This is a genomic window from Pseudomonas asiatica, assembly GCF_009932335.1.
GTDB lineage: Bacteria > Pseudomonadota > Gammaproteobacteria > Pseudomonadales > Pseudomonadaceae > Aquipseudomonas > Aquipseudomonas asiatica.
In genome coordinates this window covers 263325-284484 of sequence record NZ_BLJF01000002.1, presented here as the reverse complement: position 1 = coordinate 284484, position 21160 = coordinate 263325, and the positions used below count along the sequence as shown (strand labels likewise).

At 64.0% G+C, this 21160-nt stretch carries 19 protein-coding genes; 9 read left to right on the top strand and 10 right to left on the bottom strand.

The features are described from left to right. Window positions 1-102: 102 nt before the first annotated feature. The 8 genes from GYA95_RS20650 to bioB all read right to left on the bottom strand — a co-directional run bounded on the left by GYA95_RS20650 (window position 103) and on the right by bioB (window position 8733). A complete protein-coding gene (locus GYA95_RS20650; protein WP_039613233.1) occupies window positions 103-1386 on the bottom strand; it encodes a GGDEF domain-containing protein in 1284 nt (427 codons plus the stop codon). A 269-nt stretch (window positions 1387-1655) separates the two neighbouring features. Then, window positions 1656-3461, bottom strand: a complete 1806-nt coding sequence (locus tag GYA95_RS20645; RefSeq protein ID WP_015268701.1) for a phenylacyl-CoA dehydrogenase — start codon at window positions 3459-3461, stop codon at window positions 1656-1658. A 286-nt stretch (window positions 3462-3747) separates the two neighbouring features. Beyond that, complete coding sequence (locus GYA95_RS20640) at window positions 3748-4044, bottom strand: hypothetical protein (RefSeq protein ID WP_003258614.1); 297 nt, start codon at window positions 4042-4044, stop codon at window positions 3748-3750. 230 nt (window positions 4045-4274) lie between these two features. Then, complete coding sequence (gene bioD, locus GYA95_RS20635; protein ID WP_015268700.1) at window positions 4275-4955, bottom strand: dethiobiotin synthase; 681 nt, start codon at window positions 4953-4955, stop codon at window positions 4275-4277. A 10-nt stretch (window positions 4956-4965) separates the two neighbouring features. Next, the gene (gene bioC, locus GYA95_RS20630) at window positions 4966-5784 is read right to left on the bottom strand and encodes a malonyl-ACP O-methyltransferase BioC (RefSeq protein ID WP_015268699.1); all 819 of its coding nucleotides are present in this window, start codon (window positions 5782-5784) and stop codon (window positions 4966-4968) included. After that, complete coding sequence (locus GYA95_RS20625) at window positions 5777-6508, bottom strand: alpha/beta fold hydrolase (RefSeq protein ID WP_015268698.1); 732 nt, start codon at window positions 6506-6508, stop codon at window positions 5777-5779. Before GYA95_RS20625 ends, bioC begins: the two co-directional genes overlap by 8 nt. Next, window positions 6501-7673: an 8-amino-7-oxononanoate synthase gene (gene bioF / locus GYA95_RS20620; RefSeq protein WP_015268697.1), complete on the bottom strand. Its 1173-nt coding sequence runs from the start codon at window positions 7671-7673 to the stop codon at window positions 6501-6503. The genes GYA95_RS20625 and bioF overlap by 8 nt, the downstream gene beginning before the upstream one ends. Window position 7674: 1 nt before the next feature. Further along, on the bottom strand, window positions 7675-8733 hold the full coding sequence (gene bioB, locus GYA95_RS20615; protein WP_013970556.1) for a biotin synthase BioB: 1059 nt from the start codon (window positions 8731-8733) through the stop codon (window positions 7675-7677). Window positions 8734-8822: 89 nt separating this feature from the next. On the opposite strand from bioB, the gene GYA95_RS20610 reads away from it, so the two are divergent. From GYA95_RS20610 to rarD, 4 genes are all read left to right on the top strand, one after another. Further along, window positions 8823-9554 (top strand): ComF family protein, encoded by a 732-nt coding sequence (locus GYA95_RS20610; protein ID WP_015268695.1) that lies wholly within the window; start codon window positions 8823-8825, stop codon window positions 9552-9554. 172 nt (window positions 9555-9726) lie between these two features. Continuing rightward, on the top strand, window positions 9727-10491 hold the full coding sequence (locus GYA95_RS20605; RefSeq protein ID WP_015268694.1) for a TOBE domain-containing protein: 765 nt from the start codon (window positions 9727-9729) through the stop codon (window positions 10489-10491). Between the two features lie 101 nt (window positions 10492-10592). Continuing rightward, a complete protein-coding gene (locus tag GYA95_RS20600; protein WP_015268693.1) occupies window positions 10593-11567 on the top strand; it encodes a serine/threonine protein kinase in 975 nt (324 codons plus the stop codon). Window positions 11568-11631: 64 nt separating this feature from the next. After that, a complete protein-coding gene (rarD, locus tag GYA95_RS20595) occupies window positions 11632-12519 on the top strand; it encodes an EamA family transporter RarD (RefSeq protein ID WP_015268692.1) in 888 nt (295 codons plus the stop codon). Between the two features lie 332 nt (window positions 12520-12851). Here the strand turns inward: rarD and GYA95_RS20590 are convergent, their stop codons facing one another. Continuing rightward, window positions 12852-13370, bottom strand: coding sequence for a glycine cleavage system transcriptional repressor (locus GYA95_RS20590; RefSeq protein ID WP_013970551.1), 519 nt, complete (start codon window positions 13368-13370; stop codon window positions 12852-12854). Window positions 13371-13820: 450 nt separating this feature from the next. Between GYA95_RS20590 and GYA95_RS20585 the strand changes: the two genes are divergently transcribed. Continuing rightward, window positions 13821-15998 (top strand): malate synthase G, encoded by a 2178-nt coding sequence (locus GYA95_RS20585; RefSeq protein ID WP_015268691.1) that lies wholly within the window; start codon window positions 13821-13823, stop codon window positions 15996-15998. 139 nt (window positions 15999-16137) lie between these two features. Here GYA95_RS20585 and GYA95_RS20580 read toward each other — a convergent pair whose 3' ends face one another. Further along, complete coding sequence (locus GYA95_RS20580; protein ID WP_043935237.1) at window positions 16138-16677, bottom strand: response regulator; 540 nt, start codon at window positions 16675-16677, stop codon at window positions 16138-16140. Window positions 16678-16793: 116 nt separating this feature from the next. On the opposite strand from GYA95_RS20580, the gene GYA95_RS20575 reads away from it, so the two are divergent. The 4 genes from GYA95_RS20575 (at window position 16794) to GYA95_RS20560 (ending at window position 21115) form a co-directional block, all read left to right on the top strand. Then, window positions 16794-18731 (top strand): putative nucleotidyltransferase substrate binding domain-containing protein, encoded by a 1938-nt coding sequence (locus tag GYA95_RS20575; protein ID WP_015268689.1) that lies wholly within the window; start codon window positions 16794-16796, stop codon window positions 18729-18731. Further along, the gene (locus tag GYA95_RS20570) at window positions 18728-19438 is read left to right on the top strand and encodes a 3'-5' exonuclease (RefSeq protein WP_015268688.1); all 711 of its coding nucleotides are present in this window, start codon (window positions 18728-18730) and stop codon (window positions 19436-19438) included. Before GYA95_RS20575 ends, GYA95_RS20570 begins: the two co-directional genes overlap by 4 nt. A 205-nt stretch (window positions 19439-19643) precedes the next feature. Next, a complete protein-coding gene (locus tag GYA95_RS20565; RefSeq protein ID WP_015268687.1) occupies window positions 19644-20162 on the top strand; it encodes an RNA polymerase sigma factor in 519 nt (172 codons plus the stop codon). Next, the gene (locus GYA95_RS20560) at window positions 20159-21115 is read left to right on the top strand and encodes a FecR domain-containing protein (protein ID WP_015268686.1); all 957 of its coding nucleotides are present in this window, start codon (window positions 20159-20161) and stop codon (window positions 21113-21115) included. The genes GYA95_RS20565 and GYA95_RS20560 overlap by 4 nt, the downstream gene beginning before the upstream one ends. Window positions 21116-21160 lie beyond the last annotated feature (45 nt).

Below are 21160 nucleotides of genomic sequence, written 5' to 3'. Positions count from 1 at the left end.
TCGGAGCGGTCTCGGGGAACCGCGACACTGGGTTGCAGCCAGTGTAACCGAACAACTTTTACGAGACATAGGGTCATCAATAGACCGTATAGTCTAACTCGGTCACGCCGTGCGCACCGCCCCTCGCTGCGCTTGTTGCCCATGTACCATGACACAATTGCGCCCTGCGCCCTTGGCGCTGTACAGCGCCTGGTCAGCGGATTTCAGCACCGCTTCGGGGTTACGATGATCGGCCTGGCGCTCCGCCACACCGATGCTGATGGTGACCGAAACCGTACCCCCACTGCTGCCCGCCCGCCGCTGGCGCCCGGCGGTATCGTCCTGCGGGCGGTTGTGCTGGTCGCGCAGGTGCATCACGTAGTTGGCGATCATTTCGCGCACGGCTTCAACATGGGGCACGCATTCCTCGGCGGTCTTGCCGGCAAACACCAGAGCGAACTCCTCGCCGCCATAGCGGTAGGCACGGCCCCCCCCGGTAACCTTGGACAGGCGGCTGGCAACCAGGCGCAGCACCTGGTCGCCGACATCGTGGCCGTGGGTGTCGTTGAATTTCTTGAAGTGGTCGACATCGGTCATGGCGATCACATAGTTGCGTCCCAGGCGCTGCATGCGCTCGTTCAGCGCACGGCGCCCCGGCAGGCCGGTCAGTTCGTCGCGGAAAGCCATCTGGTAGGCCTCGTGCGCCACCGCTGCGGCGATCATCAGCATGACCTGGCTGCACATGATGTTCAGGGTAAACGGCAGGATGAAGGTTTGCGGCAACATCCAGAAGATGCCCAGCAGGCCCATCACCTGCGCAGCGTGCAGCGGCCGTGGTGCACGCAGGTATTGCACCACCAGCAGGATGAACACGCCGAGGAACAGCGGATAGACCATCTGGATCAGGCTCATCCACTGGCCATGCAAGGTTGGCCAGCGGATTTCCGCCAACCAGGTCAGTAGTGCTTGGGGGTAGCTTTGCTCCAGGGCCACCGCCACGCTACCCACGGCGAACAGCACGGCGCCACGGGCGACCAGGTCCTGCAGCAGGTGGGTGCGCTCCTGCCAGGCACCATACAGCCCGAACAGGGCGGGTAGCAGCAGGCACACGAGGTGGAAGATCACCGCCGCGTCCTCGCGAACGCGGCCATGGTCACGGTAGAAGTCGGTCTGGGTGTCGAGCAGGTAGTAGGCGATGTACACCGTGAGCATCAGGAACAGCTCGCGCTGGCGACGGTACACCGCACAGTAGGCGCCACCCAGCAGCAGGACCAAGGTGGGCAGGACGTTGAACAGCGATGTGAAAAAGACACTGAGGTCTCTCACATAGGCCGCGGCGAGTCCTGCCAGCAAAAGAATCAGCGAAGGCAGGAAGTGACTCGCGCGAACAGCGTTAAAACGAAACAAGGGTAATCTCCAACCCGGCAGATCAATGGTGGCATTGTGCCCTTACTTCATCGGCAGTGCACATGAACAGTTGAATATCGAATCAGACGCTTTTCCTTGTAGGAGCAGCCTTGTGCTGCGAAAAGGCCGCAATGACAAAAGATTTTCTGTGGCAGCTATGGCCTCTTCGCAGCACAAGGCTGCTCCTACAAAGAGATAGGCATCAGGCCGCAGAATGAAAAAACCCGCCTGCCGGTGAAGGCAGACGGGTTTCGTGTACAGCGGCAGGATCAGTACGACAGGCCGAAGTGTTCTTCGTCCATCGCCATCAGGTTGTTGGCACCCGACAGCATGGTCGCCACATGGGTACGGGTACGCGGCAGGATGCGCTGGAAGTAGAAGCGCGCGGTCTGCAACTTGGCGGTGTAGAAGGCTTCTTCGCTGGTGCCGGCAGCCAGTTTCTCCGCCGCCAGGCGGGCGATGTCAGCCCAGAAGTAGGCCAGGCAGGCGTAGCCGGAATACATCAGGTAATCGACCGAGGCCGCACCCACTTCTTCGCGGTCCTTCATGGCGGCCATACCCACTTTCATGGTCAGCTCGCCCCATTCCTTGTTCAGCGCCGCCAGCGGTTCGACGAACTCCTTGACCGCTTCGTTGCCTTCCTGCGCCTGGCAGAACTTGTGCACGATCTTGGTGAAGCCCTTCAGCGCTTCGCCTTGGGTCATCAGCACCTTGCGGCCGAGCAGGTCCAGGGCCTGGATGCCGGTGGTGCCTTCGTACAACATGGAAATGCGGCTGTCCCGTACGTTCTGCTCCATGCCCCATTCGGCGATGAAGCCGTGGCCACCGTAGATCTGCACGCCATGGTTGGCGGCTTCGAAGCCGACCTCGGTCATGAACGCCTTGGCGATCGGGGTCAGGAACGCCAGCAGGGCATCGGCCTTCTTGCGCTCTTCTTCATCCTGGCTGTACTTGACGATGTCCACCTGCTTGGCAGTGAAGTACACCATCGCGCGGTTGCCTTCGGCGAAGGCCTTCATGGTCAGCAGCATGCGACGCACGTCCGGGTGGACGATGATCGGGTCAGCAGCCTTGTCCGGTGCTTTCGGGCCAGTCAGGGAGCGCATCTGCAGGCGCTCACGGGCGTACTTCAGGCCACCCTGGAACGCGACTTCGGCGTGGGCCAGGCCTTGCAGCGCGGTACCCAGGCGAGCGGTGTTCATGAAGGTGAACATGCAGTTCAGACCTTTGTTAGCCGGGCCGATCAGGTAGCCGGTAGCGCCGTCGAAGTTCATCACGCAGGTGGCGTTGCCGTGGATACCCATCTTGTGTTCGATCGAGCCGCAGCTCACGCCGTTGCGCTCGCCCACACCGCCTTCGGCGTTGGGCAGGAACTTCGGCACGATGAACAGCGAGATGCCCTTGGTGCCAGCCGGTGCGTCCGGCAGGCGGGCCAGGACGATATGGACGATGTTGTCGGCCATGTCGTGCTCACCGGCCGAAATGAAGATCTTGGTGCCCGACACCTTGTAGCTGCCGTCGGCCTGTGGCTCGGCCTTGGTGCGCAGCATGCCCAGGTCGGTACCGCAGTGCGGCTCGGTCAGGCACATGGTACCGGTCCACTCGCCGGATACCAGCTTGGTCAGGTAGGTGTGCTGCTGCTCGGGGGTGCCGTGCGCAGAGATGGTGTTCATCGCGCCATGGGACAGGCCCGGGTACATGCCCCACGACCAGTTCGCACCGCCGACCATTTCGCTCAGCGCCAGGCCCAGCGACTCCGGCAGGCCCTGGCCGCCGTGCTCGACGTCATGCGCCAGGCTCGGCCAGCCGCCTTCTACGAACTGTTCGTAGGCCGCTTTGAAGCCGGTCGGGGTTTTAACGCCCGACTCGCTCCAGGTGCAGCCCTCCTGGTCACCCACGCGGTTCAGCGGCGACAGCACCTGCTCACAGAACTTCGCGCCTTCTTCGAGGATCGCGTCGACCATGTCGGGCGTGGCGTCCTGGCAACCCGGCAGGCTCTGATAGTGCGCCTCATAGCCGAGCAGCTCGTCGCGAACGAAGCGGATATCACGCAAGGGGGCTTTGTAATCAGGCATTGCGATGAACCTCTAGGTGAGTTCTGTGGGGTGACCAGCACGTGGCGGCCGTCGATCAAACAGTTGTTTGAAACTTACGTTTAGCTCCGCCTTATGTCAAGGATGGACTATGGTGCCATTTACGCCACGAAAAATGGCAAAAGCGTCAAGCCATGATAAGTCCCCCTGTGGGAGCGGGTTTACCCGCGAATGGGCCAGCCCGGAAAACAGAGGTTTCCGGGCGGACGCATTCGCGGGTAAACCCGCTCCCACAGGGATAGCGTTATGTTCGGGAAAGGCCGCCGTGTCAGGCGTAGGTGTCGATGATCCGGCCGAGCATTTCGTCGGAAGCCTTGGCGACCTTTGCGCCAAGCTCGACTTCGAGTTTGCCCACGGCCAGCTGCACGGTGCTGGTGGCCAGGTCCATTTGCTGGCTGCGGTCGACCGCGCGCAGGCGTTCGGCCTGAAAATCGCTGGACTGGCTGGTGGCGCTACGTTCGGCGGTGGTGCTGGCGATCTGGCTGGCAGCCTGATCGACGCGGTTCTGGCCGGTCTGGATTGCGCTCAGGCCCGCGTAATAGGCGGAGCTACCGGTGATTTCCATGTCAGGACTCCATTGACGCTGGATGGCGAACAGGCCCATTAAAGCAGGCCAGGGGCGAAAAGGCCCGTTTAAATCCCTAATGGCCTCGTGCCATTTGATAGGCCTTGGGTATTCCTGTACCGGCCTCTTCGCGGGCTTGCCCGCTCCTACAGGGGACCGCGCGATACCTGAACCCTGCGCTGTACCTGTGGGAGCGGGCAAGCCCGCGAAAGGGCCAAGCCTGGAAACGGCTAATCCAGCAGATCCAGCTGAAGGTGTTCAGCAACCATGTCGGCACTGGCCTGCTTCAACTTGGGCACCCGCCCCAGGCATGGCGCCGGCAAACGCTCGGCCAGGCTGGCCAGGTTCTCTTCCAGGCGCGAAGTACGCGGCTCGATGATGTTCGCCACCCATCCAGCCAGTTGCAGCCCGTCACGCTCGATCGCCTCAGCGCTTAACAAGGCATGGCTGATACAGCCGAGCCGCACCCCGACCACCAGAATCACCGGCAGCCGCAGGGCCACCGCAAGGTCGGACAGGTTTTCCAGCCCCGACAACGGCACGCGCCAGCCTCCGGCTCCCTCGATCAGGGTGAAATCGGCATTTTGTTGCAGCACATTCCGCATCGCAGCCAGCAGGTCCGACACGGCCAGCGTCACCCCTGCCTCACGTGCGGCCACATGCGGCGCAATCGCAGGCTCGAAGGCAAACGGGTTGACCTGTTCGTAGGGCATCTTGATCGTGCTTTCATCGATCAGCGCCTGAGCGTCGCTGTTGCGCAAGCCTTTGGGCGTCATCGTGCAACCGGAGGCCACCGGCTTGGCTCCCAACGTGCTCATGCCCTGCAACCGTGCCGCATGCAGCAGGCCGGCAGCGATGGTGGTTTTGCCGACATCGGTATCGGTACCGGCAATGAAATAGGCCTGGCTCATCTCGCTCCCCTTAAGCCTGTGGCTTGCGCAACACACCATAGACCACCTGGTAGGTGGCTGGCAGCCCCTCGGGCTGGCGAAATGCCTCATACGCCTGCAACAGGCCCTGCATGCGTGCCCGGCCGGTAAGCCCGGAAGGTCGGCCGGGGTTCAGGTTGTGGGCGCCGAGAGCCTTGAGTTCATGGGTAAGGCTGCGTACATCCGGGTAGTGCAGCACGTGCGGACAACGCTGCAGACCAAGCTGTTCGAAGCCGCTGGCTGCGCACAGGCGCTGATAGTCCTCGAAACGGCGGAAGCGGTTCACATGCACTAGGCCATCCACCGCCTGCCAACTGGCGCGCAGTTCATCGAGGGTACCCACACACAGGCTGCTGAAGGCCAGCACGCCGCCCGGGCGCAGCACTCGCAGCGCTTCTGCCAGCACGCTGGCGAACTGGCCGCACCACTGCACGGCCAGGCTGGTAAACACCAGGTCGACACTGGCATCACGCAGCGGCAAACGCTCGGCGTCACCGGCCACGTGATAGAGCGCCCCGCCCTGTTCGTTGCGGGCATGGCACAACATGCCTTCGGCGATATCCACCGCAACGCCGCTGGCCTGGGTGAACCGCTCGGCCAACGCCCTGCTGAAATGACCGGTGCCGCTGCCCAGGTCCAGCCAGCGTGACGGCTGCAGGCCTTCCGGCAACTGCTCCAGCAAGCTCGAACCCACCGCACGCTGCAAGGCTGCCACGCTGTCGTAGCTGGCTGCGGCGCGGGAGAACGAGGCCGCTACCTGGCGCTTGTCGGGCAGCGCGCCGGGCAGGGTCGGACGGGAAAGGTCAGTCATCGCCACTCTCATGCAGGAAACTCTTGATGCCCGCCGCCAGTTCCTGCGGGTATTCCAGCAGGAACGCGTGGGAGCTTTCTTCGACCAGGCCCACTTCCACATCGGGCAGCAACTCGCTCAGCGCCTTTGCCGCCTCTGCCGGCACCAGCGCATCGCTGCCGGCGAACAGGTGCAACTGCGGGCCTCCGTAGGCCTGCAGTGCTTCGCGGGTGTCCAGCTTGGCCAGCACTTCAAGGCCGGTGGCCAGGTACAGCGGGTCGGTGTCCGGTACGCCGACACCCAGTTGGCGTAGCAGGGTGCGCGGTTGCAGGGCACCGTCACTGCACAAGGTACGGAAGCGCTTCAGGGTGACCTGGGTATGGCTGCGGCAGCCGTCGAGGAACGTGCCAAAAGTGTCTTCGGCCATGCCGTGGGGCCAGTCGGGGCGAGCCACGAAACTGGGGTTGCTGGCCAGAGTCAGCAGGCCGCAGCAATGGTCGCCGCGCTTGTGCGCCAGCGCGCTGGCCAGCATGCCGCCTAACGACCAGCCACCCAGCCAGACATCGCTCGGCAGCTTGCGGTCGAGGTGGTCGACCCAGGCCTGCACATCGCTATGGGCCAGTTCCGGCAAGGGCATCAGCTCTACCTGCAGGCGGGCGTCCTGGGCACGCAGGCTGGCGGCCAGCGGCTCCAGGGAAGCAGTGCCCAAGCCCCAGCCAGGCAACAGAACAAGTCGATTACGCATCGGCGCTCTCCAACTGTGGATAACACTCGGCCAATGCATTCAACAATAGCTGCACCTGCGCCCCGCTGTGCGCGGCGCTCAATGTCACCCGCAGGCGTGCGCTGCCCGCCGGCACGGTGGGCGGGCGGATGGCCGTCACCAGCAAGCCGCGCTCGCGCAGCATGCGTGACAGGCGCAGGGCCTTTGCGCTGTCGCCGATGACGATGGGCTGGATCGGCGTCGGGCTGTCCATCAATTCCAGGCCGATCTGCTGCGCACCTTCACGGAACTGGCGGATCAGCGCGGCCAGGTGCTCGCGGCGCCAGGTTTCGCGGCGCAGCAATTCCAGGCTCTTGAGGGTGGCGCAGGCCAGCGCCGGTGGCTGGCTGGTTGTATAGATGTACGGGCGGGCGAACTGCACCAGCGCCTCGATCAGCTCTTCGCTGCCGGCCACAAAGGCACCGGCGGTACCACAAGCCTTGCCCAGCGTACCGATCAACACCGGCACATCCTCAACGCCCAGGCCGAAGTGCTCGACGATACCGCCGCCCCGGGTGCCGAGGGTGCCCAAGCCATGGGCATCGTCAACCATCAGCCAGGCACCGCGAGCGCGGGCGACATCGGCCAGCGCCGGCAGGTCGGCCAGGTCGCCGTCCATGCTGAACACGCCATCGGTCACTACCAGGGTATTGCCTACGGCCTTGTCCAGGCGGCTGGCCAGGCTGGCCGGGTCGTTGTGCAGGTAGCGGTTGAAACGGGCACCACTGAGCAACCCGCCATCCAGCAGCGAAGCGTGGTTCAGGCGGTCCTGCAGCACCGTGTCGCCCTGCCCCACCAGCGCGGTGATGGCGCCCAGGTTGGCCATGTAGCCGGTGGAGAACAGCAGCGCGCGCGGGCGCCCGGTGAGTTCGGCCAGGGCCTCTTCCACCTGGTGGTGCGGCGTACTGTGGCCGATCACCAGGTGCGAGGCACCGCCACCGACACCCCAGCGCTTGGCGCCGGCCTGCCAGGCGGCAATCACCTCGGGGTGGTTGGCCAAGCCCAGGTAGTCATTGCTGCAGAAGGCCAGCAAACACTGGCCATCGACCACCACTTCCGGCCCCTGCGGGCTTTCCAGCAATGGCCGCTGCCGATACAGGTCTGCGGCGCGCCGTTCGGCCAGGCGCGCTGCCAAGTCGAAGGCCATTTCAGGCTGTCGCGGCGTTGTAGAACATCTCGCTGCTGCGCTGCTCGACCAGCGCCTGCTCGATGGCCGCCTGGTGCACTTCGTCGGCGTGCTCTTCACGCGCTTCGGGCTTGATGCCCAGGCGTGCGAACAGCTGCATGTCCTTGTCGGCCTGCGGGTTGGCGGTGGTCAGCAGTTTTTCGCCGTAGAAGATCGAGTTGGCACCAGCCATGAAGGCCAGGGCCTGCATCTGCTCGTTCATCTGCTCGCGGCCGGCGGACAGGCGCACGTGCGACTTGGGCATGAGGATACGGGCCACGGCCAGCATGCGGATGAAGTCGAACGGGTCGACGTCCTCTTCCTCGGCCAGCGGCGTGCCGGCCACCTTGACCAGCATGTTGATTGGAACCGACTCCGGGTGTTCGGGCAGGTTGGCCAGCTGGATCAGCAGGCCGGCGCGGTCGTCCAGCGACTCACCCATGCCGAGGATGCCGCCGGAGCAGATCTTCATCCCGGCATCGCGCACGTAGGCCAGGGTCTGCAGGCGCTCGCTGTAGGTGCGGGTGGTGATGATGCTGCCGTAGAACTCAGGCGAGGTGTCGAGGTTGTGGTTGTAGTAGTCCAGGCCGGCCTGAGCCAGGGCCTTGGTCTGCTCCTGGTCGAGCTTGCCGAGGGTCATGCAGGTTTCCAGGCCCATGGCCTTCACGCCTTTGACCATCTCCAGCACGTAGGGCATGTCTTTGGCCGACGGGTGCTTCCACGCCGCGCCCATGCAGAAGCGGGTAGAACCAATGGCTTTGGCGCGGGCGGCTTCTTCCAGCACCTTCTGCACTTCCATCAGCTTCTGTTTTTCCAGCCCGGTGTTGTAGTGGCCGGACTGTGGACAATATTTGCAATCTTCCGGGCAGGCGCCGGTCTTGATCGACAACAGGGTCGAAACCTGCACGCGGTTCGGGTCGAAATGCGCGCGGTGCACGGTCTGCGCCTGGAACAGCAGGTCATTGAACGGTTGCTGGAACAGCGCCTTGACCTCGGCCAGGGACCAGTCGTGACGTGTTGTTGCAGTTGTGCTGGCGCTCATTGGCGTTTCCTTGTTTAGGCTGAAGCAGGCGCCGGGACAGGAAAGCCCGCCAGCGCATCACGGATAGCTCGCATAGTCATGGAAGGCCTATGAACTGTCAACCACACTGGAAAAGACTGGTTTACAAGTGCTCACTTATTAATCAATTGTGTTTGCTGTGCGATGAACCTGCCGAGCAGGCCTACCCGCTGTGCGTCGCCTGCGAGCAGGAACTGCCCTGGCTGGGCGATCATTGCCTGCGCTGCGCCCTGCCATTGCCGATAGCCGGCCTGACTTGCGCTCAATGCCAGCGCCGCGCACCGGCCTTCGAGCAGGTGCTTGCACTGTGGCATTTCGGCTTTCCGGTGGACACGCTGATCAGCCGTTTCAAGCACAACCGCCAGTGGCCCTTGGGGCGCCTGATGGCCGAATTGCTCGCGCATGGGCTGCTGCACCGCTTTACCGAAGGGCTGCCGCGCCCCGACCTGTTGTTGCCTGTACCCTTGGCCAAACGTCGACTACGGGAGCGGGGGTTCAACCAGGCGGGGATGCTCGGGCGCTGGCTGTCGTCGCACGTGGGGGTACGTTGCGACGAGCGGTTGCTGCTGCGCACACGGGAGACACCTGCGCAGCAACAACTGGACGCCAAGGCCAGGCGACGCAACTTGCGCCAGGCGTTTACCGTCACGGGCAAGCTGACGGGCAAGCATGTCGCCATTGTCGATGACGTGTTGACCACCGGTGCGACCGCGCAAGCGGTTGCCGAAGTGCTGCGCAAGGCCGGTGCGCGGCGGGTGGATGTGTATTGCCTGGCGCGTACGCCCAAGCCGGGGTATGTATGAGCAAGCGCGAATTGCCCGGTGTAGGAGCGGCCCTGTGTCGCGATCGGGCTGCGCAGCAGCCCCAGCGATATTTGCCAAGGCATGAATCGTGGGGCCGCTTCGCGCCCCTTTCGCGACACAAGGCCGCTCCTACACACTATCCACCCTCAGGCCCCCACAAGACCGAATGCCCATGCCCCTGCCCCCCCACCTTACCCAGCACATCGCTCGCCGCCCCCAACGCATCGCGCTGCTGCAGTACATTGCCGAAGAAGGTTCGATCACCCGCGCCGCCAAGGCTGCGGGCATCAGCTACAAGGCCGCCTGGGACGCCATCGACGAACTCAACAACCTGGCCAGCCAGCCCCTTGTCGAGCGCAGTACCGGCGGGCGTGGTGGCGGTGGTGCCCGTCTGTCGCCGGAAGGCCAGCGGGTGCTGCGCCTGTACCAGAGGCTGCAGGCCCTTCAGGCGCAAATCCTCGAAGCGGCCGAAGAGTCCAGCGACCTCGACCTGCTCGGCCGGCTGATGCTGCGTACCAGCGCGCGCAACCAGTTGCAGGGCCAGGTCAGCGGCCTGCGCCGCGAGGGACGGCATGATCGCGTCAGCCTGGCGTTGGGCGGAGGGTTGGAGATCGAGGCGTTGATCACCCACGACAGCACCGCACGGCTGGAACTGACGCTGGGGACGACGGTAGTGGCGCTGCTCAAGGCGGGGTGGGTGAGGTTGCTGGCCGACGAGGAACAGGCCGAAGCGGATAGCAATTGCCTACGGGCGACGGTGGAGGAGGTGCTGGCGGAGGCTGATGGGCCTGGTGAGGTCCGGTTGGCGTTGGGGAATGGGCAGACGTTGTGTGCGTTTGCCGAGACGGATTGGTTGGCTGGGCAGCGGGTGGCAGCAGGCAGTTCGGTGCGGGTTCAATTTCATCCCTCTTATGTATTGCTTGGGATTCCTGCATAGCCTGGCCGCGCTTTGCGCGGTTCGCGGGTTTACCCGCGAAGAGGCCGGTACAGGCATAACGCGTTACCATGGTCCCCACGCCGCCTATCCCCGGAGCCCCCATGTCCCACCCCTTCGATACCCTCACCCCCGACCTGGTCCTGGACGCCGTGGAAAGCCTGGGCTTTCTCAGCGATGCCCGGGTGCTGGCGCTGAACAGCTACGAAAACCGCGTCTACCAGGTGGGCATCGAGGGCGCGCAACCGCTGATCGCCAAGTTCTACCGCCCAGGCCGCTGGAGCGACGCGGCCATCCTCGAAGAGCACAGCTTCACTGCCGAACTGGCCCAATGCGAAGTGCCGGTGGTCGCCCCGCTGCAGCACGACGGCCGCACCCTGTTCGAACACCAGGGCTTCCGCTTCACCCTGTTCCCCCGCCGCGGCGGCCACGCGCCAGAGCCGGGTAACCTCGACCAGCTCTACCGTCTTGGCCAGTTGCTCGGCCGCCTGCATGCCGTGGGTGCCAGCAAACCGTTCGAGCACCGCGAAGCGCTGGCTGTGGACAACTTCGGCCACGCCTCGCTGAATACCCTGCTGGAAGGCGATTTCGTCCCTCGCGAACTGCTGCCGGCGTTCGAATCGGTGGCCCGCGACCTGCTCAAGCGAGTGGAGGACATCTATGCCCGCACCCCGCACAAGCTCATCCGCCTGCATGGCGACCTGCACCCCGGCAACCTTATGCACCGCGACGAGGTGTACCACGTGGTCGACCTCGACGACTGCCGCATGGGCCCGGCGGTGCAGGACTTGTGGATGATGCTGGCCGGCAGCCGCGAGGAGCGCCTGGGGCAACTGGCCGAACTGATCGACGGCTACAACGAGTTCCACGACTTCGACCCGCGCGAGCTGGCCCTGATCGAGCCCCTGCGCGCCCTGCGCCAGTTGCACTACAGCGCCTGGCTGGCGCGGCGCTGGGACGATCCGGCATTTCCGCCGAGCTTCCCCTGGTTCGGCCAGCCACGCTACTGGGGAGACCAGATCCTCGCCCTGCGCGAGCAAATGGCCGCACTGGATGAAGCGCCGCTGAAATTGTTCTAGAAGCACGCCCGCCTCTGTCTACAATAGGCGTCGCTTTATTTAGCTACCTAAGCAAGGATTCTGCATGCACGCCGCAAACCCGCGTCGCGGGTACCTACTGGGCCTCAGCGCCTACATCATCTGGGGTCTTTTCCCCCTGTACTTCAAGGCAATCCAGAGCGTTCCGGCGGTGGAGATCATTGTCCACCGGGTGCTGTGGTCGGCACTGTTCGGCTCGCTGTTGCTACTGGTGTGGAAACACCCCGGCTGGTGGCGTGAACTGCGTGACAACCCGCGCCGGTTGGGCATCCTGGCCCTGAGCGGGGCGCTGATCGCCGGCAATTGGCTGACCTACGTATGGTCGGTGAACAACGGGCGCATGCTCGAGGCCAGCCTGGGTTACTACATCAACCCGCTGATCAACGTGCTGCTGGGCATGCTGATTCTTGGCGAGCGCCTGCGTCGGCTTCAGTGGCTGGCCGTGGCCATGGCCGCGGTGGGTGTGGCTCAGCAGGTGTGGCAGGTGGGCAGCCTGCCGTGGGTGTCGCTGGTACTGGCGCTGAGCTTCGGCTTCTACGGGCTGATTCGCAAGCAGGCACCGGTGGCGGCGCTGCCGGGCCTGGTGGTGGAAACCTGGATGCTGGTACCGCTGGCGCTTGGCTGGCTATTGCTGCATCCGGCGGCGACAAGTGCCCAAGGCGCGTTCTACACCAGCAGCGAAGCGTTGTGGCTGATGGCTGCGGGGCCGGTGACACTGGTGCCGCTGGTGTGCTTCAACGCTGCTGCGCGGCACTTGCCGTACACCACGCTGGGCTTCCTGCAGTACCTGGCGCCGACCCTGGTGCTGCTGCAGGCGGTGCTGCTGTTCGATGAGCATTTGTCGCCGAGCACCTTGGTGGCGTTCATGTTCATCTGGGCGGGTTTGGCGATTTACAGCGTCGATGCGTGGGTCAGTTTGCGCAAGCGCAGCTGATCAAAAAATGATCACAACTCTGCGGCCCCTGTAGTTCATGGCCTGCAGAGACATCTCCAAAGGTTATCCACACCCTCGTCCCCGTGCTTTGTGCACAAGCTGCTGATTTTTGGGTGTTTTTTGATCAAAGCCGTGTAAGGCGCGCGCGGCCTGGGCTGGAGAGGGGAACCCCCAGGTTATCCACAGGGCCTTCCCCGTGATATCGGGATAACCGCAGGGGGCTGCTTTGCAGCCCATCGCGACACAAGGCCGCTCCTACAGGGGAACGCGTAACCCTTGTAGGAGCGGCCTTGTGTCGCGATGGGCCGCGAAGCGGCCCCGGCAATCTCGGATCAATCCTCCGGCCGCAGCTTCAACTCCACCATCAAGTCATCCGCCAGACTCTCCAGTCGCTGCTGCAGTTCTTCGAGCGGTAGAGTCAGCGGCAAAGCCAACAACGCATCTGCATGAAACAACGGCTCGCTGCTCATCGGCGCCGGCCGCACTTCTGTTGAAAACCGCTCGACGTTCACCTGCAATTCAGCCAGCAAACGGGTGATATCACGCACGATCCCCGGCCGGTCATTCCCTACCAGCTCCATGGCAATCGGTTTCCAGGTACACGAAGGCTCGATGCCACTCTCGGCGATCAGCACGCGAATGTCATATCGGACCAACCCCTGCAGCGAAGCCACCAGCTCGTCGTAGTTTTCCGCCGGCACCGCCACCCGCAGGATGCCGGCAAACTGCCCGGCCATGCGCGACATGCGGCTTTCCAGCCAGTTGCCACTGTGGTCGGCGATGCACTGGGCAATGCGCTCGACCTGGCCGGCCTTGTCAGGGGCAATCACAGTCAGTACAAGATGATCCACAAGCCCTTCCTCGTGTCGGACCGCGCCGTGCGGCAGAAAATCGGGGGATCGACTCAGTATAGGCAAGGCGCGGCAACCTGCCGCAGGGCAATCCGCACAACGAATCGTGTACTGTTTCAAGATTTATCTGGAACAATCCACCTGTTTTTTGCGAACATACTCACTCCCAGCGTGACCATACGCGACCAACGGGTCGCATAACGGCGCTTTTAGTCTGATTTTGCCCCGCCTACTGCTTCATGTAGTATCCCGTGGCGCGGACTACAAAACGTCGTTTGGATGTCTGCCAAGGCGCCTGTGAAAATACGCACACTGTCTGCCAGCCGGTCTGGCAGGCCGCACCCAGCCGCGCTCGGGGTTTACTCGGGGGCATGCACTGGTGCCGTGTTTAGAGAAGCGCTACAGGCTTAATACAGAAGAGCGAAATAGCTGAGCAGAGTGAGGCAAGCAATGACTGGATACGTTCAAGTCGGTGGCCTTCAGGTCGCCAAGGTCCTGTACGACTTCGTGAACAACGAAGCCATCCCAGGGACCGGCATCGTCGCCGAGCAGTTCTGGGCCGGTGCAGAGAAGATCATCAATGACCTCGCTCCAAAGAACAAAGCCCTGCTCGCCAAGCGCGACGAGCTGCAAGCCAAGATCGACGCCTGGCACCAGGCACGCAAAGGCCAGGCCCACGACGCCGTAGCCTACAAAGCATTCCTCCAGGAAATCGGCTACCTGCTGCCACAAGCCGACGATTTCCAGGCAACCACCCAGAACGTGGACGAAGAAATCGCCCACATGGCCGGCCCGCAGCTGGTCGTACCGGTGATGAACGCCCGCTTCGCCCTGAACGCCGCCAACGCCCGTTGGGGTTCGCTGTACGACGCGCTGTATGGCACCGATGCCATCAGCGATGAAGGCGGCGCCGAGAAAGGCCAGGGCTACAACAAGGTACGTGGCGACAAGGTCATCGCCTTCGCCCGCGCCTTCCTCGACGAAGCCGCGCCACTGGCGGCCGGCTCGCACGTCGACTCCACCGGCTACCGCATCGAAGGCGGCAAGCTGGTAGTTGCCCTGAAAGGCGGCAGCAACAGCGGCCTGCGTGACGATGCCCAGCTGATCGGCTTCCATGGCGATGCCGCTGCGCCGACCGCCGTGCTGCTCAAGCACAACGGCCTGCACTTCGAAATCCAGGTCGACGCCAGCACCCCGGTCGGCAGCACCGACGCCGCCGGCGTGAAAGACATCCTGATGGAATCGGCGCTGACCACCATCATGGACTGCGAAGACTCGGTTGCAGCCGTTGACGCCGACGACAAGGTGATCGTCTACCGCAACTGGCTGGGCCTGATGAAAGGCGACCTGGCAGAAAGCGTTAGCAAGGGTGGCAAAACCTTCACCCGCACCATGAACCCGGACCGCGAGTACGCCGCGCCCAACGGCGGTAGCGTGACCCTGCATGGCCGTTCGCTGCTGTTCGTGCGCAACGTTGGCCACCTGATGACCAACCCGGCGATCCTCGACGCCCAAGGCAACGAAATCCCCGAAGGTATTCAGGACGGCCTGTTCACCAACCTGATCGCCCTGCACAACCTCAATGGCAACACCAGCCGCAAGAACACCCGCACCGGCAGCGTGTACATCGTCAAGCCGAAGATGCACGGCCCGGAGGAAGTAGCCTTCGCCGCCGAAATCTTCAGCCAGGTCGAAGACCTGCTGGGCATGAAGCGCAATACCGTCAAGGTCGGCATCATGGACGAGGAGCGCCGTACCACGGTCAACCTCAAGTCGTGCATCAAGGCCGCAGCCGAGCGCGTGGTGTTCATCAACACCGGCTTCCTCGATCGCACCGGCGATGAAATCCACACCTCGATGGAAGCCGGCGCCGTGGTGCGCAAGGGCGCCATGAAAAACGAGAAGTGGATCGGTGCCTACGAGAACAACAACGTCGACGTTGGCCTGGCCACCGGCCTGCAAGGCCGTGCGCAGATCGGCAAAGGCATGTGGGCCATGCCCGATCTGATGGCAGCCATGCTCGAGCAGAAGATCGCCCACCCGTTGGCTGGCGCCAACACCGCCTGGGTGCCGTCGCCGACTGCAGCCACCCTGCATGCCCTGCACTACCACAAGGTGGACGTACAGGCGCGTCAGCGTGAACTGGCTTCGCGCACACCCGCGTCGGTGGATGACATCCTCACCATCCCGCTGGCCGCCGACACCAACTGGTCGGCCGAAGAGATCCGCAACGAACTGGACAACAACGCTCAGGGCATCCTCGGCTACGTGGTGCGCTGGATCGACCAGGGCGTAGGTTGCTCGAAGGTGCCGGACATCAACAACGTCGGCCTGATGGAAGACCGCGCCACCCTGCGCATCTCGGCCCAGCTGCTGGCCAACTGGCTGCGCCATGGCGTGGTCAGCCAGGAGCAGGTGCTGGAAAGCCTCAAGCGCATGGCCGTGGTGGTGGACCAGCAGAACGCCAGCGACCCTCTGTACCGCCCGATGGCACCGAACTTCGACGACAACGTCGCGTTCCAGGCGGCGGTAGAACTGGTGGTGGAAGGTGGCAAGCAGCCGAACGGCTATACCGAGCCGGTACTGCACCGCCGTCGCCGCGAGTTCAAGGCGCGTAACGGGCTGTAAGCGACATCTGCGACAGGGGGCCGCTTTGCGGCCCAATCGCCGGCAAGCCAGCTCCCACAGGGACTGCACAGGCCCCAAACGCTGTGCGGTCCCTGTGGGAGCTGGCTTGCCGGCGATGAGGCCGGAACAGGCTCCTCAGCTAACCGATCTGCAGTTCTTTCTTCACCAGCTCCAGCAGCCTGTCCAGGTCGACCGGCTTCAGAAGAAAATCCACAACCCCCAGGTGCATCACGTCCACCGCCTCTTTCACGTCGGTATCGCCCGACACCACGATGATCGACAACGCCGCCCGCTCTGATTCGCGAACCTTGCGGATCAGGTCCAGGCCATCCTCGGGCTGCATGCGCAAATCCGTGATCATCAAGCCGATTCTTTGCTGGTAGTGCAGGTACAGCCTGGCCTCCTCGGCCCCATCCGCCCCGACACAGTCAATCCCCCGGCTTTTCAGGTACAGGATCAGCGCCTCACGATTCACCGCATTGTCATCCACCACCAGCACCAGGGGCTTGGCAACCACGGGCGCACTTACGAGGGCCAATGCCTCGCGCTCGGCGTCACTCAGGATGTCGTGTTGCTCAGGCATGCTCATCTCGTCAAAAAAATTCCGCTTCAGCATTAGGACCGCAGAACTTGCGTAACCCGGTTGGCCTTTCGTCGGGTCTTTGACAGGGGCGCTCATAGACTTACGTCCAATGGGCACCATCCCGCCGCAAGCCGACCATGGAGGCAGAGAACAACATGGCCGGCACCTATATATATAGATATATAGTTCGGCATAGCGATACGGTCAGTTTCATGAGCAAAAAGGACGCCTACACCCAGGCGGGCAGGACAGCAGTGCTGCAGAACATCCAGGGCACCCTGCAGTTCCTGCAGCGTTTTCCGCCGTTCAACCAGATGGAACACAGCCACCTGGCCTACCTGGTCGAACAGTGCCAGCTGCGCTTCTATGCCAGCGGCGAAAGCATCGTCAAACCTGCCGATGGGCCGGTCGAGCACTTCTACATCGTCAAGCAGGGCCGCGTGGTCGGCGAACGCCAGCATCTGGTCAAACCTGGTGTGGAGACTACCTTCGAGATCACCAGCGGCGAATGCTTCCCGCTGGCTGCCCTGCTCGGCGAGCGGGCGACCCGCACCGAGCATCTGGCAGGTGAGGACACCTTCTGCCTGCAGTTGAACAAGGCCGCGTTCATCCGCGTGTTCTCGATGTCGGAAGTGTTTCGGGATTTTGCCCTGCGCGGGGTCAGCAGCCTGCTCGACCAGGTCAACCAGCAGGTACGCCAGCGCGCGGTGGAAACCCTCGGCACCCAGTATTCGCTGAACACGCCGCTGGGTGAACTGGCCATGCGCCATCCGGTGGTGTGCAGCCCCGAAACGCCTCTGCGAGACGCCGTGCGACTGATGCACGAGCAGCAGGTCGGCAGTATCGTAGTGGTCGACCAGCAGCGTTACCCCACCGGTATCTTCACACTGCGCGACTTGCGCCAGGTGGTGGCTGCGGCCGATGCCGACCTGGGTGCACCCATCGCGCGCCACATGACCGCCCAGCCGTTCTACCTCAGCCCCCAGGCCAGCGCCTTCGACGCAGCCATGGCGATGACCGAGCGGCACATCGCCCACGTATGCCTGGTGGAAAACCAGCGCCTGTGCGGTGTGGTTTCGGAGCGCGACCTGTTCTCCCTGCAACGGGTCGACCTGGTGCACCTGGCACGCACCATCCGCCATGCGCCACGCCTGGATACCCTGGTCTCGCTGCGCGGCGAAATCAGCCAGCTGGTCGAGCGAATGCTGGCCCATGGCGCATCCTCCACGCAGATTACCCAGATCATCACCCTGCTCAACGACCACACCGTGTGCCGGGTGATCGAACTGGCGCTGGCCGAGCGCGGTGACCCGGGCGTGCCGTTCAGCTGGCTGTGCTTTGGCAGCGAGGGGCGACAAGAACAAACCCTGCACACTGACCAGGACAACGGCATCCTCTTCGAAGCCGCCGACAGCATCGAAGCCGACGCCATCCGCGCACGCCTGCTGCCGCTGGCGCAATACATAAACCAGTGCCTGGCCCAGTGCGGCTTCACCCTGTGCAAGGGCAACGTCATGGCCGGCAACCCCGAGCTGTGCCTGTCGCGCATTGAATGGGCGCGGCGTTTTGCCAGTTTTGTCCGTGAAGCCAGCCCGGAGAACCTGCTGGGCTCGAGCATCTATTTCGACCTGCGTGTGGTGTGGGGCGACGAGCAAGGTTGCGAGCAACTGCGCCAGGGCCTGCTGGAGCAGGTGGCCGACAACCGCATCTTCCAGCGCATGATGGCTGACAACGCCCTGCGCCAGCGCCCGCCGGTGGGCCGCCTGCGCGAGTTCGTGCTGACCCGCCAGGGTAACGACAAGGCCGCCACCCTCGACCTCAAGGTCCAGGGCCTGACGCCCTTCGTCGATGGTGCGCGGCTGCTGGCCCTGGCCAACGGCATCGGTGCCTGCAATACCTTGGAGCGCCTGCGCCAGCTCGTGGCCAAGGGCGTGATCGAGGCACTGGATGGCGCAGCGTATGAAGAGGCCTACCACTTCATCCAGCAAACCCGCATGCAGCAGCACCAGCGCCAGACCCGCGACAACCTGCCCTATTCCAACCGCCTGGACCCGGACAGCCTCAACCACCTGGACCGGCGCATCCTGCGCGAGTCCCTGCGCCAGGCCCAGCGCCTGCAAAGCAGCCTGGCCTTGCGGTACCAGCTATGAGCCTGTTCGCCTGGCTGCGCCCCAGCGCGCCGGAACTGGACCACGCCACGCGCCAGCGCCTGGCCCGGCTGCCCAAGTCAGCGCCATTGGGGGTGTGTACCCTGCGCGAGCAGCGCTGGGTGGTGCTTGACCTGGAGACCAGCGGCCTGAACACCAACCGTGACCAGGTGTTATCGGTTGGTGCCGTCGCCATCGAAGACGGCGCCATCGACTTTGCCCAGCAATTCGAACGCACCTTGCACCGGCCTTTGCAGAAGACCAACGCCAGCGTGCTGATCCACGGCCTGGGCCCGAGTGCCCTGGCTGCCGGTTGCGACCCGGCCGAGGCCTTGCTCGATCTGCTCGACTTCATTGGCAACAGCCCGGTGTTGGCATTCCATGCGCCGTTCGACCAGCGCATGCTCGCCCGCGCGCTGAAGGAAAGCCTGGGCTATCGCTTGCAGTCACCTTTCCTGGATGTTGCCGAGCTGGCGCCGATGCTCAACCCCGACACAGTGCTGCGCGAGGCCGGGCTGGATGACTGGGTGGCGCGGTTTGGCCTGCAGGTAGAGGAGCGCCATCACGCCAGCGCCGATGCGCTGGTTACCGCCGAACTGGCGCTGATCCTGTTCAGCCAGGCCCGGCGCCAGCAGCTGGACAGCCCGCTGCAGCTGGAGCAGCGCTTGCGCGGGTGGCGCAGGCGCAAGGTGCACAATCACGGTTTGTAGGGCGTGAGCGCTGAGTCGCCTGTGAGATCGAGCGCCGCGCGGGCGGCGCTCGATCTCATAAACGCTACATCACCCACGCCCTACACCCCGTCAGCCCCAACCATGATGGCCATCCGATAAGCGTCCATTGCACCCACCCCCTCCCCTCTGCAACAATCGCGAATAATTATCGTTAGTTAATGCATTCGTTCCGGGGGGACGCTGCTTGTCTTCTGCACAGAGCCCACACGCCGATCTGGTCGGTGCGCTGTACCGCGACCATCGCGGCTGGCTGCTCGCCTGGCTGCAACGCAGCATGGCCTGCCGCCAACGTGCCGAAGACCTGAGCCAGGACACCTTCGTGCGCCTGCTCGGCCGTGCGCAACTGGATACGCCCCGCGAACCCCGCGCGTTCCTGGCCGCCGTGGCCAAGGGCCTGATGTTCGACCACTTCCGCCGCGCCGCGCTAGAACAAGCCTACCTGGCTGAACTGGCCCTGATGCCGGAAGCCGAACAACCTTCCCCGGAAGTGCAACACCTGATCCTCGAGGACCTCAAGGCCATCGACCGCCTGCTAGGCAAGCTGTCGAGCAAGGCCCGCGCAGCATTCCTGCACAATCGCCTGGACGGTATGAGCCATGCCGAAATCGCCGAGCGCATGGGGGTTTCGGTTTCGCGGGTGCGCCAGTACATCGCCCAGGGCATGCGCCAGTGCTACGTGGCCCTGTACGGGGAGCCGACGTGAGCAGTTCACCGGTTTCGTCCCGGGTGCTGGAAGCCGCCATTGCCTGGAAGCTCAGCCTCGACAACGGCAGCGGCACACCTGACGAGCGCAGCGAATTCATGCGCTGGCATGCCGCCAGCGAGGAGCATGCCCGCGCCTGGCACCAACTCGGTGCCATGGACCAGCGCGTGAGCGCCGCTGCCGGCCCGGCACGCCAGGCCCTGCTGCAATCGCGCGCCGGGCTGCGCCGACGTATCGGCAAGGTCGGCGGCGGGCTGGCCGGCATGTTTCTGCTGAGCTCGCTGCTGGCCTGGGTCGGCGCACCATCGCTGGCACCGAGCTACTGGCTGGCCGACCAGCGTACCGCCACCGGCGAACTGCGTACCCTGCGCCTGGAAGACGGCACCTTGTTGAGCCTGAACAGCCACACGGCCGTGGATATCGACTACGCCGGCAAGCAACGGGTGATCGTGCTGCACCAAGGCGAGATTTCGGTCGAAACCGGCCATCAGGACCCGCGCCCGCTGCTGGTGCGCACCGACGATGGCCGCCTGCGCCCGTTGGGCACGCGCTTCCTGGTGCGCCGCGAGGACGACGGCACGCGCCTGGAAGTGCTGCAAGCTTCGGTCGCCGCCATGCCGCTGAACAGCGGCGACGAACAGGTGCTGCGCGAAGGCCAGCAGGTTCTGATGAACGCCAACGGCCTTGGCCGGATCGGCACGGTGCCAGCCGGTGCCGACGCCTGGACCCGCGGCATGCTGGTGGTGGACAACGTGCGCCTGGCTGACCTGCTGGCCACGCTTGGCCAGTACCGCAGCGGTTACCTTGGGGTAGACGACCAGGTCGCCGACCTGCGGGTGACCGGCAGCTTCCCGCTGAACGATACCGACCTGGCGCTGTCGTCGCTGGTGCCGGCACTGCCGGTGAAGGTCGAGCGGCATACCCAGTGGTGGGTGACCGTCGGTCCCAAGTAGGCCTGCACTGGCCTCTTCGCGGGTAAACCCGCTCCCACAGGATTG

What these genes read in the sequence shown, in the direction of transcription:
- GYA95_RS20645 (WP_015268701.1), bottom strand. Translation starts at nt 3,461, where the DNA reads ATGCCTGATTACAAAGCCCCCTTGCGTGATATCCGCTTCGTTCGCGAC.
- GYA95_RS20640 (WP_003258614.1), bottom strand. Translation starts at nt 4,044, where the DNA reads ATGGAAATCACCGGTAGCTCCGCCTATTACGCGGGCCTGAGCGCAATC.
- bioD (WP_015268700.1), bottom strand. Translation starts at nt 4,955, where the DNA reads ATGAGCCAGGCCTATTTCATTGCCGGTACCGATACCGATGTCGGCAAA.
- bioC (WP_015268699.1), bottom strand. Translation starts at nt 5,784, where the DNA reads ATGACTGACCTTTCCCGTCCGACCCTGCCCGGCGCGCTGCCCGACAAG.
- GYA95_RS20625 (WP_015268698.1), bottom strand. Translation starts at nt 6,508, where the DNA reads ATGCGTAATCGACTTGTTCTGTTGCCTGGCTGGGGCTTGGGCACTGCT.
- bioF (WP_015268697.1), bottom strand. Translation starts at nt 7,673, where the DNA reads ATGGCCTTCGACTTGGCAGCGCGCCTGGCCGAACGGCGCGCCGCAGAC.
- bioB (WP_013970556.1), bottom strand. Translation starts at nt 8,733, where the DNA reads ATGAGCGCCAGCACAACTGCAACAACACGTCACGACTGGTCCCTGGCC.
- GYA95_RS20610 (WP_015268695.1), top strand. Translation starts at nt 8,823, where the DNA reads ATGAACTGTCAACCACACTGGAAAAGACTGGTTTACAAGTGCTCACTT.
- GYA95_RS20605 (WP_015268694.1), top strand. Translation starts at nt 9,727, where the DNA reads ATGCCCCTGCCCCCCCACCTTACCCAGCACATCGCTCGCCGCCCCCAA.
- GYA95_RS20600 (WP_015268693.1), top strand. Translation starts at nt 10,593, where the DNA reads ATGTCCCACCCCTTCGATACCCTCACCCCCGACCTGGTCCTGGACGCC.
- rarD (WP_015268692.1), top strand. Translation starts at nt 11,632, where the DNA reads ATGCACGCCGCAAACCCGCGTCGCGGGTACCTACTGGGCCTCAGCGCC.
- GYA95_RS20585 (WP_015268691.1), top strand. Translation starts at nt 13,821, where the DNA reads ATGACTGGATACGTTCAAGTCGGTGGCCTTCAGGTCGCCAAGGTCCTG.
- GYA95_RS20580 (WP_043935237.1), bottom strand. Translation starts at nt 16,677, where the DNA reads ATGAGCGCCCCTGTCAAAGACCCGACGAAAGGCCAACCGGGTTACGCA.
- GYA95_RS20575 (WP_015268689.1), top strand. Translation starts at nt 16,794, where the DNA reads ATGAGCAAAAAGGACGCCTACACCCAGGCGGGCAGGACAGCAGTGCTG.
- GYA95_RS20570 (WP_015268688.1), top strand. Translation starts at nt 18,728, where the DNA reads ATGAGCCTGTTCGCCTGGCTGCGCCCCAGCGCGCCGGAACTGGACCAC.